This window comes from Vibrio sp. T3Y01 (genome assembly GCF_013114525.1).
Classification (GTDB): Bacteria; Pseudomonadota; Gammaproteobacteria; order Enterobacterales; family Vibrionaceae; genus Vibrio; species Vibrio chagasii_B.
On the sequence record NZ_VTXJ01000001.1, the window covers coordinates 384,917 to 401,165 of the forward strand.

Below are 16,249 nucleotides of genomic sequence, written 5' to 3' on the forward strand. Positions count from 1 at the left end.
AAGGACGTCCCATGAAGTTAACCGATGATTTTTCTAAACAGGCGATTGATGCCGCAATAAAGATTGCTGCCATTGCGATGCTAGTCTATTGGTGTTTTTCAATTCTACGCCCATTCATTCTATTGGTAGTGTGGGGTGCGATTATTGCGACTGCGCTTTATCCAGTAGCGGTGGCGATTTCAAATAAAACCGGAATGTCGAAAGGTAAAGCCAGCGCATTATTGAGCTTTATTGGTGTGTTGTTGCTGTTGATTCCTTTAGTCGCTCTTTCATCAGGCATCTACACCAGTGCATCCGACTTAATGACAGGGCTTCAGGACGGAACCTTGTCTCTGCCGAAACCAAAAGAGTCCATACAAGAGATCCCATTCATCGGTGAAAAAGTGTATGCCGCCTTGGTTCATGCCTCTTCAAATATTGAGGGGGTGTTTATTAAGTATGCGGAAGAACTTAAGGTATTTGCTACTAAAGCGGCTTCGATATTAGGTTCTCTTGGCGGTGGCTTTATTCAATTCATTATCTCGACCATTATCGCTGGCGCATTTATGAGTAATGCCGACAAATGTCAAACGGGTGTAACGCACTTAGTGGCTCGCTTAACGGATGGCAAAGGTGTTGAACTGGTGCAACTGTCTAAGACAACGGTACGCAGCGTAGTTCAAGGTGTGATAGGTGTTGCTGTCATTCAGTCTATTATGTCAGCAATTGGTCTAGTCATTGCGGGCGTACCTGCTGCCGCGTTATGGGCGCTGGCGGTATTGTTAATTGCAATTATTCAACTTCCACCGATTCTGGCTCTGTTACCTGCAATTATCTACATGTTCAGCGTTGAATCAACGTTGGCTGCTAGCTTGTTCTTGGTGTGGTGTATTCTGGTGAGTGGTAGTGACGCTATCTTGAAACCTGTACTACTGAGCCGCGGTTCTCATATTCCAATGCTGGTTATTTTATTGGGTGCACTTGGCGGAATGGCGATGTCAGGAATCGTCGGTTTGTTTGTTGGTGCCGTGATTCTGAGTTTGACCTACGAGTTGATGATGGCGTGGCTTGGGCTTGAAGATAAAAACCAAGAAGAAGCTGAGGCAAAGCAAGCAGAGACCGAGGAGAAATAGATGAAGGCAGTCTCGAAAGACGACAACTTCTACTTCTTATTTTATGCACTGTTGGTGTTGTTTTTTGGTTGCGCGGTGATGCAGCAGTTTTATCCGCAAGGCCAAAAAACGATTCTATTTTTGATCATCATTACCTTAGCGGTTTCGATTGTCGGCATTCATAAAGAGCGTTCTTTGTATCGCTCCTGGTATGGGTTGTTGTTGATTACAGCGTCGGTGTCGGGTGTGTTTTCCTTCTTAGAAGGTTACAACTTGTCGATAGTGACATTATCGGCGCTAGCGGTATTTCTGTTTTCACATATTTACTCGGCTTTAAAGCAGGTAATACAAGCGAAAACCGTCACCCCCAATCACATCATAGGTTCCATTTGTATTTATTTGCTGTTGGGCTTCGCGTGGTCGACTATCTATCTGTTAATTTTAGAGATCTTCCCTAACGCATTTAATGGTTTAGAAGAACAAATTTGGCTAACGAACTTGTTTAATGCGATGTATTTCAGCTTTATCACTTTGACAACGGTAGGGTATGGAGACATTTCACCCGCTTTACCGATCGCTCAATTTTTTGTGTTTATGGAATCGATAATTGGTAGTTTTTACCTAGCTATTATGGTGGCAAGTTTAGTCAGTATTCGGCTGGCCCAGTCCCAATCAGATTAGAGCGTGTATAAAAAAGCCCGGTAATTGCTTAGCAATGCCGGGCTTTTTACTGCTTCTCAGAGATCAAACCTTATGATGCAGTCGCTTGTATTTTCTCTAATTCAGCAATAGTGGTTTGCGATACTAGCTGGCCGTCCATGTAGTAAGTCACGTTTTGACCCTCTTTGATACCAGTAAGTGTTGCGGTCTCACCACTGTTGTAAACGATGTCCATTTGGATAGTATTTTCATCGATCTTAATCATCTCACCAGTTTCAATCGTGCGGTTGTTTGAGATTGGACCTACAGGCGCTTCTTTGAGGCTTGGGTCCAGGTCATCGTTAACCTTGAAGTGAGTGTCTGTTTTGGTGTCAAATACGTGTGGTGCGCCACTGATAGGGTTTTTGCCTGTCCAGAATTCAAGAGAGTTGAATACCACATAATCGGCTGCTGTCGTAATACCGTACACAGGCGCTAATAGGAAGTTCACACCTGCACGAGCATAGCGGTTATCGACAACTTCAACGTTAAATTTCATCACTTTCCCTGTTACGGCGTTACTGCCGATACAACCAGTTAGCGCAGAAGCCAAAACCGTTAGTCCTACAATTTTAAGTGCAATCTTTTTCATTTTAGTACCTGTATAAGTTAGAAGTCTGTTTCGTTGGAACAGGTGTAGTATGGTTTTTATTCGAAGAACAGTTTTACCATTTAACGCCATCGATGATAAAAGTGCTTATAAACTAGACATATAAAAATGAGCTAAAAATCTAGACATAAAAAAAGCGCGACCTAAAAGGGCGCGCTTGATGTTTGGAAAGGAAGCATTGAGATAATAACTATCGTTACTTCATGACATAGTTGTAAGTCTTCACTATAAGCCAGCGGAAAAATCGTAATAAAAGGGTGGTAGCTTTAAAGACAAACTTGGCAATTGAGACCGTTGCTTCGCAAGCAATGTTTACGCACTTGTGTAAATCGGATTCTTTGTAATCTGAATAGGTCATGGTTTTTCTCTCATTTCTCGCTGTTGTTATGCTAGGTAAGTAACGACGCTCCTGTCTGGCTGTCTCCCCTAAGTGCGTAATGTACAAATATTCGCCAGAGCAAACTTACCATTTAATGCCATTTAGCTTAAAAATAAACCAAGTTAACGAGGGGCAAGGGAATTTAAGCGCACAACTCGGTTAACCCTGTGAAGTAACCGAAAAATCGCTGCCAATAATGGTATGATCGAGAGATAGCACCATGAGTTTGAAAGAAAAGGAAAGAGAATGACCCACCTTACAGAACAGCAAGAAGCTGCAATGGCGATGTTTAAGGAAAACTTACACCTTCCAAACGGTGGTTTTCATAAACTGATTATCGAGCTAAGTAAGGAGTTTCAGTTGCCTTTTCAAAAGGTGCGTACTGTTTTAAAAAACGCCCAGAAAGATATTGAACGCCAAATTCGTGAAGATTTTTCAAATGTTGATGAGGGTGTGATTAGCCAAGCTAATTGGGTGAATATCATTCGCTTAAATCTGGTTGAGTTAGCTGAAGACAATCAAAGCGTGATAGAAAAGCTCAAGTTAAACCCTAAATATCAAAAGGTATTGGAAGCGACCAAGACTTCTATCGCAAGTGAAGATGAGCGTGATGAGTTGATTGAGGAGTTGATTCAGGCCTATGAGAAAGAGGTATTCAAACCTTTATTGGCTATGCTGCACACTACGAAGCTTTACTGGAAGTTAATGCTGGTAGATGAAACATGTAAGATGACTGAAGAAAATCGCGAAAAGTTCAGTGATTACCCTCAACACATGCAAGCTGCAGAACATCTATATAGTCTTGATCAAAAGCTAAGGTCTATGCCGTTAACTCAATGATAATGTGTCATTGATGATTCAAGGTTCGGTATTAATTGATTTCAAGAAGAGCGAGTTGAAATAGAAGTTGGTTTCATCAGAAGCGTCCATTTAACGTAACGCTTTCAAATTCTACGCTTTCAAATTCTACGCTTTCAATACAAGCGTCTATCCAATGAAAACACGATAACCTAGCTAGCGTAAGCCGCGAGTGAAATGCAAAAGGGCTAGGTTTCTATTTTGTTCCAGTTCTACTCTATTTTGTTCTGCTAGAGCGAATTGAGGGTGACATCTGTGGGACTAACTGTGTTTCTTTCTATTGCCTGAGGGGAAAAGCTATAGGAGTGTGAAATGTCCTAGGGTGTTTCCGTTGCGCGAAACGATAGTTCCGATGCTGTCTCTTTCGTTAAATTCAAAGTCGATGAGATAACTGTTGTGTTGTAGCTTGGGCAATATGTGGCGGTGGAGTATATCGCTATTGAGCTGTCGAATCTCGGCGACCCATGAAAGTTGTTCTTTGTGTAAGTCTATTTTGATCTTGAGCATTTACTACCTTTTAGTTTATTGACTGATTTATCGCGTGATAGTTGGTACCAATGGATTTGTCGTGTTGTTCTTCGTGACATAACTTTGCCTTGTGTTTATTACATTTGTATTTAAGTGAACGATCTAATCTGGATTCGCATATAAGAAAGCGAACGACGATAGATCGAGAATTAGGATCGAATTAAAAAGCTATTGAATGACTATCTAGGTGAAAGCTGACGCAGAGATGGTGTAACGAGGTATCGAGAACTGTCTTTGTGGAACTTGGACTTACTTTAGCATTAACAGCTCTATAGATTAGAGCCAGGTGAAGGACTATACGCCTAGTTTTTTAAATTACAACCCTATTTTTAATTAAATTTGAAAATAATTTTGATTGAAATATCACCGTTATTTAGCAGGAAAGAGAGGAATGAGTAGGGACTTACTTTTTCTTTAGCGGTGTCACTGCCTGTGCTTTTTAAAGATAAGCTCTTCACAAGCGCTTTCTGTCTTCTTATTTTGTCACTTGCAATTAACTTGCTGTTATATAGAAGTTTTACATTGTAAATTTCTCTCCTTGTTCAAGGCTCAAGGCGCGTATGTTGTGACTCATAGTGATATCACTCGTTGAAATTTTCAGCCTTATCTACTTATCTTCCATTCTTTCCTCAATGTGATTGCTATTTATCCTTTCTGTTCTTCAATGCTGTACAGCTATGTTCTTTTTGGATAGTCGCTTAGCAAAATATGAATAATCACTTTTACGTTTCTGAATAACAAAGTTGTTGTGTACCTAAATAACTGCAAATATAATTGATAATAATTCTCACTTGCGTTACAAGTTTGTTGTCAAAACAATGACAGACTTTAAATTATAGTTATCTAGCAGTTGTGTACGCCCCAGGCTCACCTATGAGTATTCTGACTTTCATTGTCATGAGTGGTGGTTTGTCTCAATGGCAAAGGAAGAAACATGAAGAAAACAATCAAATCAGTTCGCCAGTTAGTGAGCGGGCTTGCCATCGTTCTTGCATCATCGCTGATGACCGCTCATGCGGAAACCGTGACTATCGAACACGTAAAGGGCACCGCGCAGTTTACTGAAGTACCACAACGAGTTGTTGTTCTTGGTTTTGGTAGCTTGGATGTACTTGATAAAATTGGCGTAAAGCCAGTCGGTGCACCTCACAGCCTAATGCCTGATTACCTTGAGTCATACAAAGAAACAACGAAAAACACAGGCTCGTTAAGCGAACCTGATTTTGAAGCTATCTACATGTTGAAGCCAGACGTAATCATTGCGGAAAACCGCATGCTTAAGGTTTACGACAAGTTAGCTCAAATTGCTCCGACGATCATGTTCTCTATTGAAGGTGATAAGTACTGGGCTGATGCTCAACAAAATTGGCGTTCACTGGGTGAGTTATTTGGTAAGCAGGCTGAAGTGGAAGCTATCATCAAAGAGACTCAAGGCTCAATTACTGCTGTGAATGACAAAGTAACCTTGGGTGAAACGACGGCGATGATGCTAATGAACAACGGTAACAATATTGCGATGTTCAACAAAGGCAGCCGCTTCTCTATCATCTTTGATGATTTTGGTTACGTTGAGTCAAAGAGTGCGACAGTCGCACCAATCAAAGGCACGCACGGTAACCTTATCTCTTTTGAGTACATTGCGGATGCAAAACCTGAAGTGCTTTACATCCTAGATCGTGAAAAAGCGATTGGCCGCTCTGAAGGTCGTGCACCTCAACTGTTTGACAACCCATTGGTTGCGGCGACTCCAGCAGCACAGCAAGGCAACATCGTTTACCTTGATTCAAGTGCATGGTACCTAGCAGGTGGTGGTGTAACGGCTATTCATAGAATGTTGGGTGACATTGAACGTACCATTCAACAGTAATTTTTAATGAGTTTTTCGGGCTTATAAGAAACGTTCTTATAAGCCCTTTTTCACTTTTTATACGGGCTACCCGAGACCTACCTTTAGTATTATTTCTATGTTGAAACCCATTGCAGCTGCTGTATTTCTTGTCGTGTTATGCGTTGCGTCATTGATGATAGGGGTCGCTGAAATCAGTTTTAGTGACTTCTTTAACGGCAACCAACACGCCAACTCTATTTATATCGTGAGTCGAATCCCTCGTTTGCTTGCCATTGTGCTCGCAGGCGCCGGTCTGAGTGTCTCTGGCTTAATCATGCAGCAGATTGTTCAGAACAAGTTCGCAGCACCGTCTACGATGGGCACGATTGACTGTGCGATGTTGGGCTACATCGTTGGTATTCTTGTCTTGGGTAACGCTGCTCAATGGAGCTACCTAGGTTTCATCTTCGCGTTTGCAGTGTTTGGCACCATGTTGTTGGTTCGCTTCTTACAGCACCTTAAGTTCAAGAATGCGGTGCTAGTGCCCTTGATCGGTATTATGTATGGCAACGTGGTCTCAGCACTGACAACGTTTATTGCTTACAAGTACGACCTAGTACAAACCATGTCTGCATGGACTATGGCGAACTTCGCGAGCGTATTACAGGGAAGTTATGAAATTCTGTACCTTGCCGTCCCGGCTTGTATGTTGGCTTACTATTTCGCAAGTCAGTTCAGCGCGGCGAGTATTGGTGAGAGCTTTGCAAAAAACATCGGCTTGAACTACCAGAAGATCGTGTTCATTGGTGTTGCTTTGGTGGCGATATGCGCGTCTTCAGTGGTGATGATCGTTGGCGTCATTCCTTTCCTTGGTCTTATCGTGCCAAACATTGTATCGCTGATGATGGGTGACAACATGAAGCGAATCCTGCCTTGGACAGCATACTGGGGCGTGATCTTGGTGCTGGCTTGTGACTTGTTAGCTCGAATTGTCATCTTCCCTTATGAGATTCCAATCTCGATGGTCATCAGCATCTTCGGTGGCTTGATTTTTATTTACCTAATCATGAGAGACAAGTCGAATGCGTGATTCAATAAAAATCGCGATTCTGGCTATCGCGTCTTTGGGTATGACGGCTATTTTTGTAGGACAGGGGCTAACCTGGGATAACTACGAATTTTTCTTGTCGCTACGAATGCCTAAGTTGTTGTCCATCGTACTGGCGGCAGTGGCGATTTCTGCATCGTCACTGGTCTTCCAAACCATTACCAACAACCGGATTCTCACCCCTTCAATCTTGGGCTTTGATAGTTTGTACATGTTGGTTCAAACGTCGTTGTTATTTGTATTTGGAGGCACGAGCTTTTGGGTGATTGATTCCATTGCAAACTTCGGCCTATCTGTCTCTGTGATGATATTGTTCTCGTTTGCTCTGTTCCATTTTTACTTTAAGAGCAAGCGTAACAACGTATTTACCCTGCTGCTGATCGGGATTGTTTGTGGCAGCGTGTTCTCAAGCCTATCGAATTTCTTAGCTATGCTAATTGATCCGAACGAGTTTGCGGTGCTGCAGAACGTTATGTTTGCAAGCTTCAACAATGTGAAAAGCGAGCTGGTTTACCTGAGTATTCTTCCGCTAGGTTTGTGTTTGCTTGGGCTTTGGGTATTAGCTCCAAAATTGGATGTTCTATGGTTGGGCGTCGATAACGCGACAAGTTTAGGTGTGAATACCAAGCGATTAACTCAGATGATTCTGGTGATTGTGTCAGTAATGGTTGCGGTATCAACTGCTTTGGTTGGCCCTGTGCTTTTCTTCGGCTTAATCACGGTCAGCCTAGCGCGCCAGATATTCAGCTCGTATCAACACCGTGTACTTATTCTTGCAAGTAGCTTATTAGCGGTGGTTTTGCTTGTTTCTGGCCAATGGTTTATTGAAAAAGTGATGGCGTTTGAAACCACAGTCAGTGTGATCATTAATTTGGTCGGCGGTTTGTATTTTATGTTCTTGTTGTTACGCACCAGAATTCAGTAAAGGTAGTAAGTAGTGATTAAATTAACAGGTTTAAGTAAGAAGTATGGCAAGTCACTGGTTGTGGACGATGCTAGCGCTATGTTCCCAAAAGGGGAAGTGACTTCTATTATTGGCCCAAACGGTGCGGGTAAAAGTACACTGCTTTCAATGGCAAGTCGTCTAACAGAGAGTGATGCCGGTGAAGTGCTAATTGGCGACAAGCTGCTTGCTGAGTGGGATACCAAAGAGCTAGCGAAACACCTGGCGGTACTCCGACAATCAAACAACATCAATATGCGATTTACGATTCGCGAATTAGTCTGTTTTGGGCGTTTTCCGCATTCGCAAGGTCGCTTGAAAGACGAGGACAACAAGATTGTTGATACAGCACTAGAGCACTTAGGTATTACGGATATTCAAAACAAATACCTTGATGAGCTCAGTGGTGGTCAGCGTCAAATGGCATTCATTGCAATGGTTGTTGCACAAGACACCGACTATGTTTTCTTGGACGAGCCGCTTAATAACCTAGATATCAAGCATTCTGTTGAGATCATGCAGACGCTTCGTCGTTTGGCGCATGAGTTCAATAAAGCGATCGTTATTGTGATTCACGACATCAACTTTGCTTCTTGCTATTCAGACAACATCGTAGCGATGAAAAAAGGCCAAGTAGTGAAATCTGGTAAGGTTTCTGAAGTGGTAGAAAAGTCAGTAATGGAATCGATTTATGAGATTCCATTTGAGATTCGTGAGTTTGATGGTGTCCGAGTCTGTATGTACTACTCTGGTCGTTAGTCAACTACCCTTTGATCCAAAGAAAGAGCTCCCATATGAGGAGCTCTTTTTTTAGGTAATCAACCTTAGTTGCAAGGTTGTATTTATGATTTCTCTTTTATTTATAACCACTTAATCGACGTAATATTGACAGGTTTCTACATCGAAAGTGATAGTTTGATGTCACTCGAAGATCTGCTCTTCATTTTTCAAAATCATTTGCCATTTTTTGTGCCTTGCATTCCAAAAACGTCCTACACTTGGGTTATAACTGTTTGATTTTTATACGAGGTATCAATGAGTCGTAAACCAATAGTGCTAGTCGTGGATGACACCCCAAGTAACTTGGATGTGTTAACGGCAATACTCAAAGATACCTACCAAGTTAAGGTAGCTATTAACGGAACCATTGGTATTAAAATTGCCAAAATGGTCCCTCAGCCAGACCTGATTCTTCTCGATATCATGATGCCCGATATTGACGGCTATGAAGTGTGTCGGCAACTAAAAGCACAGCCGAATACCGCGCATATTCCCATTATATTTGTGACCGCCAAAATAGACCCTGAAGCCGAAGTGAAAGGGCTATCTTTAGGCGCTGTTGATTACCTTACTAAGCCGATCACACCTGAGATCGCGCTGCAACGTGTTAAGACTCATATTGCTTTGTATGACCAACAGCGAGCGCTATTTAGCCAAGTGAAAGAGAAAACCCAAGAGATCAATCTTGGTAAGTTAGAGACTCTGAATATTTTGGGTAGGGCGGCTGAATTCAAAGACAATGAAACGGGCATGCACGTTATGCGTATGAGCCACTATTGTGAAATATTGGCGAAGGCACTGGGTATGACAGACGAAGATGCCGAGACCCTACGAGACGCAGCGCCGATGCACGACATCGGTAAGATTGGTATCCCCGACAGCGTGCTGCTCAAGCCAGGCAAGTTGGATGCTGGCGAATGGGCAATCATGCAAAAGCACGTCGAATACGGTGTTGAGATACTCGGCAGGCAAAGTGACTCTAAATTGATGCGAATGGCTATTCAAGTCGCGCAGTATCACCATGAAAAGTGGGATGGCAGCGGCTACCCAAATCAAATAGCAGGCGAGGAGATCCCTCTGGTAGGGCGCATCGCAGCGGTAGCGGATGTGTTTGATGCCCTGACAGCAGAGAGACCGTATAAAAAAGCTTGGAGCGTAGATGAAGCGCTGGCCTTGTTTGAAGAGCAAAAGGGCAAACATTTCGATCCTAGAATCGTTGAATTGCTGTTTGAAAATCTACCTAAGATCTTAGCGATTAAAGAAAAATTCAAAGATGAGTAATCGATCCAATAGATGTCGTGTTTTTATGTCGAGGCTAAAAAGTTCAGTGATTTCATTCACGGTATGGTTGCTGTCCGTGCTTATGTTTGTTGGCAGTGCTTATGCCTCTGAAGTGAGCGATGCCGAGCTAGACATATGGTTAGACAACAAACCAACGGTGACTTTCATTGCCCTTACTAACCATTACCCATACTCCTTCCTTGACGACAATGGGAAGGTGTCGGGCATTATTAAAGATTGGACAGAGGATCTTGAAGAGCGGTTTGGCGTTCATGTGAAGTTTATAAGCGTCAGCTCGCGCAGTGAAGCCAAAGCTGCACTGCTTGATGGACGAGGTGATGTTTTTCCTTTCCAACAGTTTGATCCAAGTGATGGAGGGCGCTTTCTTTCGAGTGACCCGTATATCCCTTATCAGGTTGCGGTGATTGTCCCTATTGATAATAAACTTACTACGAGTTTGGACCAAAACCGTAAGCGCCGAATTGCTATGGTTAATGAAAACATTGACTTAAAAAAAGCGGGTGTTCAATTAAGTTCTATCGAGCGCGTCGATTTTAACAACGTTATCGATGCGGTCAGGGCGTTAGGAGAAGGTCAAGTTGAAGGGATTGTAGCTGAACCTATCACCACTATGGATCTTGCAAAGAAGGTGGGCGTTCATGACTTAGCAGTCAACTACGTGTTAGAGCATTGGAAAAGAATTAAGGCCACTATGGTGGTTCGTAGCGGCGATGTAGAACTCCTAACCTTACTCAATAAACAGATACATTCTTTTGATGTTCACAAAGAGAACCAAATTTTATCTAAGTGGTTAGATATCTCGCCTTATCGTGTGCCACTCAAAGGCGTGTTTGGCTTTGGCAACCCTCCTTACATGTATCCAGATAGCACCGCTGTTGGCTTGGAGCACGACATTATACAGCGCGCATTGAATGATATGGGCCATAAACTTGGTGACGTTGTCACTTTGCCGCCGAGTGCCGCGAGGAAGGCCATTGATAATAATAACTCGATCTCTTTTGTCTCAGGCGTTCAGGCTGACGATCCGGATGCCCACTTTTTAAGTGATAGTGTTATTAACGTTGAATTCGTCCCTGTGTCGCTGGCAAGGCGCCAACTCAATCTTAAATCTCAGAAAGGCTTGTCTCTAGGGGCGCTGCTATTTGATGACACCTCACCGATAAAAAACTCGATAGAGATGCTTTCTAAGGAAGTTGATATCGAACGAGTTGAAGATATCGGTACGTTAGAGTCGGCATTCGCACAGTTAAGAGCTCAGAGCGTAGATGTCTTAATGGTCGAGAGGCGAGTACTGGAGTGGTTTATTACTAATACTCGCTTTATTGAAATGTCAGAGCTTCGATTACACGATGACTACCGAGTGGAGTATCCAATCTATGTCGATTTTAAGAGTGAAGAACTGAGAGACCGATTTAACGCTGCGGTGGCCAACCTTAAGCAAGTCGATGATGGTTTAAACCAAATCATTGAGACTCATATCCAGAGTGACCTAAGCCAGGTTCTGAAGAAAGCGAGTATTATTGCTCAAATCTCGGCTTATTTTATCGTAAATGACCGCTTTGACGACCTGTCTGAGCTCTTTGAAGTATTTGATACAGACAGTTCATTTCAGGTGATCACAGCCCAAGCAGACAACAATAATCGCCCAATTAAAGCCTGGTACATAGGCAACCTAGTTGATGATTTTGGAGAGAAGCGCAATACCTCCCATTTTGCATCAGTGACCAAAGTCGCCAGCTACCGCACGAAAGGTGGTATTACTAATTCGGGCTCCATGACCTTTTACTTTGACACTCGATCTCAACAGCGAAACCATATTTACTTCCCAGATATAGAGCAGTTTAATTCGTTTGGTGAACCCGCTAAGCGGTATATTGCAGAGATATATCAAGCAAATAACTTAACGGGAGAGATCTTAAATTTAAGTGAAGATGAGAGGGAGTGGCTTAAAAATAATCCAACGGTGCGAATCGGTATCGATCCTAATTCACTCCCGTATGAGGCTGTTTCTAGTACTGGCGAGTACATCGGTATGATTGATGATTACCTGGAACTCATCGCGCAGAAAACAGGCTTGAACATTGAACATGTTGATGTGGTGAATTGGTCAGAGACTCGAAGTTTAGTCGATCATCAAGAAGTGGAACTTGTCTCTGCGGCGCAAGAAAATCGCTCCTTGGGCGAGAATGTCAAAGCGGTAAACAGCCTCTTCTCAAGCCGTTTAGCTATAGCCTCAAGGCGAGAGGTGAGCAGCTTAGTGCTCGATGAAGCGACAGGATGGAAAATCGGTATTTTAAGAAATGCAGCGAATACTGAGGCGATAGTAGAGAAGTATCCAAACGTCGAGTGGGTATTTGTTGACTCGACCGCTGAGGGGTTGAACTTGCTCGATGATCAAAGCTTAGACGGAATGATCGATACGGTTGATGTCTTAAACTATTTGATTGATTCATTTGGACACCGAGATATTGGGATTATCGGCCGACTCGACTTTTTCCTGTCACCGACCTTACATGTGATCAAATCTGAACCTCTTCTATTTTCTATTTTGAATAAAGCTATTGATAAGATCTCTGCAGAAGAGCATCAAAAGATATCAGCGAAGTGGGCGGCACCAAAAGCGATAGAAAGAGTTGACTATCATCTGGTTTACACCATCTCCGCTTTTTCGTTAGTGATTCTTTTGCTGATTGTCTTCTGGAACCGAAAACTCGCTAAGCAGATTAGCATAGCCAATCAAGCAACAGAGGCACTCAAAAAGGCGCAAGACCAGCTCTATAGCATGTTAAATAGTTCTCCAATCGCAGCCGCTGTGGTTTTTGAGGAGCAGGTTCGTTATGCCAATGACACTGCAAAACGCTTGTTTGGCGTTGAAAATAAGGAACTCTCGTCTATCGATGTAGTTGCTATTCATGATTCTCTCGAGGTTCGTGATGACATTCATAAAGAGCTCAAGCTGAACGGAAAAGTCGTTAACAAAGAGTTAGTGCTTAGAAAGTCAGACGGCACTCGTTTTGTCGCACTAGTAAGCTACTACTTGTTTGAGCTTGATGGTGAAATCGCAACGCTATTTTGGGCATTCGATATTTCTGAAATGAAACGTCTAAATGAGCAATTGGCTGAAGAGAAAGAGAGAGCAAACCTCGCAAGTCAGGCTAAATCAGAGTTTTTGGCGAACATGAGCCACGAAATTAGAACGCCAATGAACGCAATTATTGGCTTGTCTTATCTAGCGATTGGGGAGATCACTAACCCTACAGCCCGCAACTATATCGAAAAAGTGCACCGCTCTGGGCACTCTCTGTTAAGCATCATCAACGATATTTTAGACTTGTCTAAGATAGAAGCGGGTCAGTTGTTTATCGATAATATTCCATTTAATGCACTAACGACATTTCAAGACGTGATTGAGTTGATGGAATCGAAAGCCGCTGAAAAGCAGCTCAACTTGTCGATGTCGGTTGACCCAGAACTGGATACCCCTCTTATGGGGGACCCACTCAGATTATTCCAAGTGATACTTAACCTGATAGGTAATGCGATTAAGTTTACCGAAAAAGGCAGCGTCACGTTAACCGTCGATGTAATGGAATCGAATGATAACAACTTGACCATGAGAGTCAGCGTTGTGGATACCGGTATTGGGATCTCTGATGAGAACCTCCACAAACTATTTCAAGCGTTTAGCCAAGCAGACACAACAACAACGCGCAGGTTTGGTGGCACAGGGTTAGGGCTCAATATTAGCCAGAAGCTTGTTAACGCGATGGGTAGCCAAATTACGGTTGAGAGTGAGTTTGGGCAAGGCAGTGAGTTTTCTTTTATTGTGACACTTGCAAGGTCGACGGATGAAGAACTCGCGAAGTTTAAAGCTCAAGAATTGCAATTGGATTATCAGATAGAGTTTAAAGGTCAGAAGATACTGCTAGTGGAAGATAATGAGCTAAACCAAGATCTTGCATTGGCCTTCTTCAATCGATCTAAGTTAGATGCCGACCTTGCCGAAAACGGAAAAGAGGCATTAGCGTTGGCGCAGAATAATGACTATGAAATGATCTTTATGGATCTGCAAATGCCAATTATGGATGGGTTTGAGGCTACAAGGTTGATCCGTGAATTCAATAAAACTGTACCTATTATTGCGATGTCGGCAAACGTGTTTAGTGATGCAAAACAAAGAGCGAGGGACGCAGGCGTAACGGACTTCTTGGATAAGCCGATCATTATTGATAAAGCGACGTCTTTGATCTCAAAGTATATCGTTCCAGAGGTATTGATTGAGGGGCAAGCATCTGCGCCTAAATTAGTTGATGAATCAGTTTCTGACAACTCTGGCTTGCCTATTTTCTCACAAGCTCGATTTGACCAGCTCACTAATAACGATACATCCTTGCAAAATAAGGTGTTGGATAGGTTCTGCCAAGGGGCGCCATCGATGCTGTCTGATGCGTTCGATAATCTAGCGCAAGAAGAGTGGGTGACGTTAGAGCGGAATCTACACACCCTAAAAAGTATGGCGGCTTCAATTGGCGGGCAGAGGCTCGCTGAATTACTCAGTGACTTAGAAAGTCGAGCTCACAATAGGACATGCGTGGAGCAAGATCTTAAGCATGGCGAAATTGGCTTAACGGGGTTAATTGAAGCGGTCGAGCGCGATTTTGGCAAACCATGCGCAACTACAGCAGATAGAGGTTCAGATGATACTTCGGACTGTTCTGAGGCTGCTCCTGAGCAAATCGCTAAGCTGCTATCTCTTCTTGAGGCTTACGATAACGATGCGACTCAATACGTTTCGGAGTTACTCATTGAACACCCTGACTCGAGTGCTTTAAAAGAGGTGCTGAGATTGCTAGAGAGTTACGATTTTGAAGGTGCCACTGAGGTGCTCAGCGCTTCACAGCCATAGAACCAAAGCCTTTTGCTAGTATTCAAAGCCTTTAACTATCGTGGTTAAAGGCTTTTTTATCTGTGCACTAACCTAATTGCTGACATTGTGTTTGATTAAATTAATCACGGTGTTGTATCGATGAGGGAGCTTGCGGTTTCGCTTTTGGACTAAGTACAGCGTTTCCTCAACTTCTACTTTTGGCGGGACGACGTGCAACTTATCTCTTTCAGCAAAATGTTCAACGGCACCAGCTGGCAACACGGTAAACCCTAATCCCTTGGATACGGGCAGCAGTATCTGATGAAGTTGGTTGATGTAGCCTGATTTCGGAATCTCATTAATGTTGATGTTCGCGAGCTCTTTATCACCACACAGGTCGAAGTACAAAGAGAGGTAATGCGCAGAATCTGGGTGAGCAATCAGGCCAATCTCATGCAGCGTTTGTGGCGTTATCTCAAGGTCGGCATGACTGTGGTGCACGATAAGACACAATGCTTCTTTGCCGATAACTTGGCTTTGGTAATAGCTGTCGTTCGGTGAGTGTCTCACGATACCGACATCAGTCGTGCCTTGCAGCAGGTCATTTAATATCTTCTTGTTCGGCGCTGCTTCTAGATTGATGCTTAGATCTGGGTGTTGCTGCTGCAGTTCAAGAAGCTTGGGGTATAAGCGTAGGGAAAGCGAGCCTGAACAGGATAGGTGACATTGCCCGGAGTAAGGGTTATCAAAACTAAGTGATTCGAAAAGGTCTTCTTGGTCTTTCTCTAGTTTGAGTGCATAGCGATACATAATCCGACCTTGCTCGGTCAGCTCGAAGCTCTTATTTTCTCGAGAGAGTAGTTCGCAGTCACATGCTTGCTCAAGTTTTTTGATGTGTTGGCTAACACCTGGTTGAGTCATGTACAACTTTTCAGCCGTTTGGGTGAAATGGCCGACTTCTACCAGAGTCTTAAATGTGTTGAGCCAAAGTGGATTAATCATACTCGCCTCTTAATGCCGAAGTTTGTAAAACACGCCCTAATGAATAACAGAAAATTATTATTATCTCCGTTAATGATAAATGCAAATACAGAATGAATTGAAAATATAGAAAGCGACGCATTCGATATCGTTGAAGATCCAAAAGGAGATGGCTTTAAAGCAATACATTGGTAGCAGGTGAGTTTCATTTTTTGTAACAAAGTGTTGAGACTTTGTTGGTTATTTGGTCTAGTGATCAGCCGCGCTCATATTTA

The 16,249-nt window shown here is 43.0% G+C and carries 12 protein-coding genes; 9 read left to right on the forward strand and 3 right to left on the reverse strand.

Annotated elements, in window-relative coordinates:
* The first annotated feature begins 11 nt into the window (after positions 1–11).
* Both F0232_RS01655 and F0232_RS01660 read left to right on the forward strand, forming a co-directional pair.
* Positions 12–1,112 carry an AI-2E family transporter gene (locus tag F0232_RS01655; protein ID WP_061032321.1) on the forward strand — a complete coding sequence of 367 codons (1,101 nt, stop codon included), beginning with the start codon at positions 12–14 and terminating at the stop codon, positions 1,110–1,112.
* Positions 1,113–1,772: a potassium channel family protein gene (locus F0232_RS01660; RefSeq protein ID WP_061032322.1), complete on the forward strand. Its 660-nt coding sequence runs from the start codon at positions 1,113–1,115 to the stop codon at positions 1,770–1,772. It begins immediately after the preceding gene.
* 70 nt (positions 1,773–1,842) lie between these two features.
* On the opposite strand, the gene F0232_RS01665 is transcribed toward F0232_RS01660, so the two are convergent.
* Positions 1,843–2,382 carry a DUF3332 domain-containing protein gene (locus F0232_RS01665; RefSeq protein WP_008216319.1) on the reverse strand — a complete coding sequence of 180 codons (540 nt, stop codon included), beginning with the start codon at positions 2,380–2,382 and terminating at the stop codon, positions 1,843–1,845.
* Between the two features lie 643 nt (positions 2,383–3,025).
* Between F0232_RS01665 and F0232_RS01670 the strand changes: the two genes are divergently transcribed.
* Positions 3,026–3,619 (forward strand): hypothetical protein, encoded by a 594-nt coding sequence (locus F0232_RS01670; protein WP_061032323.1) that lies wholly within the window; start codon positions 3,026–3,028, stop codon positions 3,617–3,619.
* A gap of 315 nt (positions 3,620–3,934) precedes the next feature.
* Here F0232_RS01670 and F0232_RS01675 read toward each other — a convergent pair whose 3' ends face one another.
* Positions 3,935–4,144, reverse strand: a complete 210-nt coding sequence (locus F0232_RS01675; RefSeq protein ID WP_008216316.1) for a hypothetical protein — start codon at positions 4,142–4,144, stop codon at positions 3,935–3,937.
* A gap of 955 nt (positions 4,145–5,099) precedes the next feature.
* Between F0232_RS01675 and F0232_RS01680 the strand changes: the two genes are divergently transcribed.
* The 6 genes from F0232_RS01680 (at position 5,100) to F0232_RS01705 (ending at position 15,032) form a co-directional block, all read left to right on the forward strand.
* Positions 5,100–6,032, forward strand: coding sequence for a siderophore ABC transporter substrate-binding protein (locus F0232_RS01680; protein ID WP_061032324.1), 933 nt, complete (start codon positions 5,100–5,102; stop codon positions 6,030–6,032).
* 97 nt (positions 6,033–6,129) lie between these two features.
* Positions 6,130–7,083, forward strand: a complete 954-nt coding sequence (locus tag F0232_RS01685) for an ABC transporter permease (RefSeq protein WP_105058335.1) — start codon at positions 6,130–6,132, stop codon at positions 7,081–7,083.
* Positions 7,076–8,026, forward strand: coding sequence for an iron chelate uptake ABC transporter family permease subunit (locus F0232_RS01690; RefSeq protein WP_105058334.1), 951 nt, complete (start codon positions 7,076–7,078; stop codon positions 8,024–8,026). The genes F0232_RS01685 and F0232_RS01690 overlap by 8 nt, the downstream gene beginning before the upstream one ends.
* Before the next feature lie 12 nt (positions 8,027–8,038).
* Positions 8,039–8,803, forward strand: coding sequence for an ABC transporter ATP-binding protein (locus tag F0232_RS01695; protein WP_061032327.1), 765 nt, complete (start codon positions 8,039–8,041; stop codon positions 8,801–8,803).
* 276 nt (positions 8,804–9,079) lie between these two features.
* Positions 9,080–10,105 carry an HD-GYP domain-containing protein gene (locus tag F0232_RS01700; RefSeq protein ID WP_105058333.1) on the forward strand — a complete coding sequence of 342 codons (1,026 nt, stop codon included), beginning with the start codon at positions 9,080–9,082 and terminating at the stop codon, positions 10,103–10,105.
* Positions 10,106–10,130: 25 nt separating this feature from the next.
* Complete coding sequence (locus F0232_RS01705) at positions 10,131–15,032, forward strand: transporter substrate-binding domain-containing protein (RefSeq protein ID WP_105058332.1); 4,902 nt, start codon at positions 10,131–10,133, stop codon at positions 15,030–15,032.
* A 72-nt stretch (positions 15,033–15,104) separates the two neighbouring features.
* Here F0232_RS01705 and F0232_RS01710 read toward each other — a convergent pair whose 3' ends face one another.
* On the reverse strand, positions 15,105–15,995 hold the full coding sequence (locus tag F0232_RS01710) for a LysR family transcriptional regulator (protein WP_105058331.1): 891 nt from the start codon (positions 15,993–15,995) through the stop codon (positions 15,105–15,107).
* Positions 15,996–16,249: the final 254 nt, after the last annotated feature.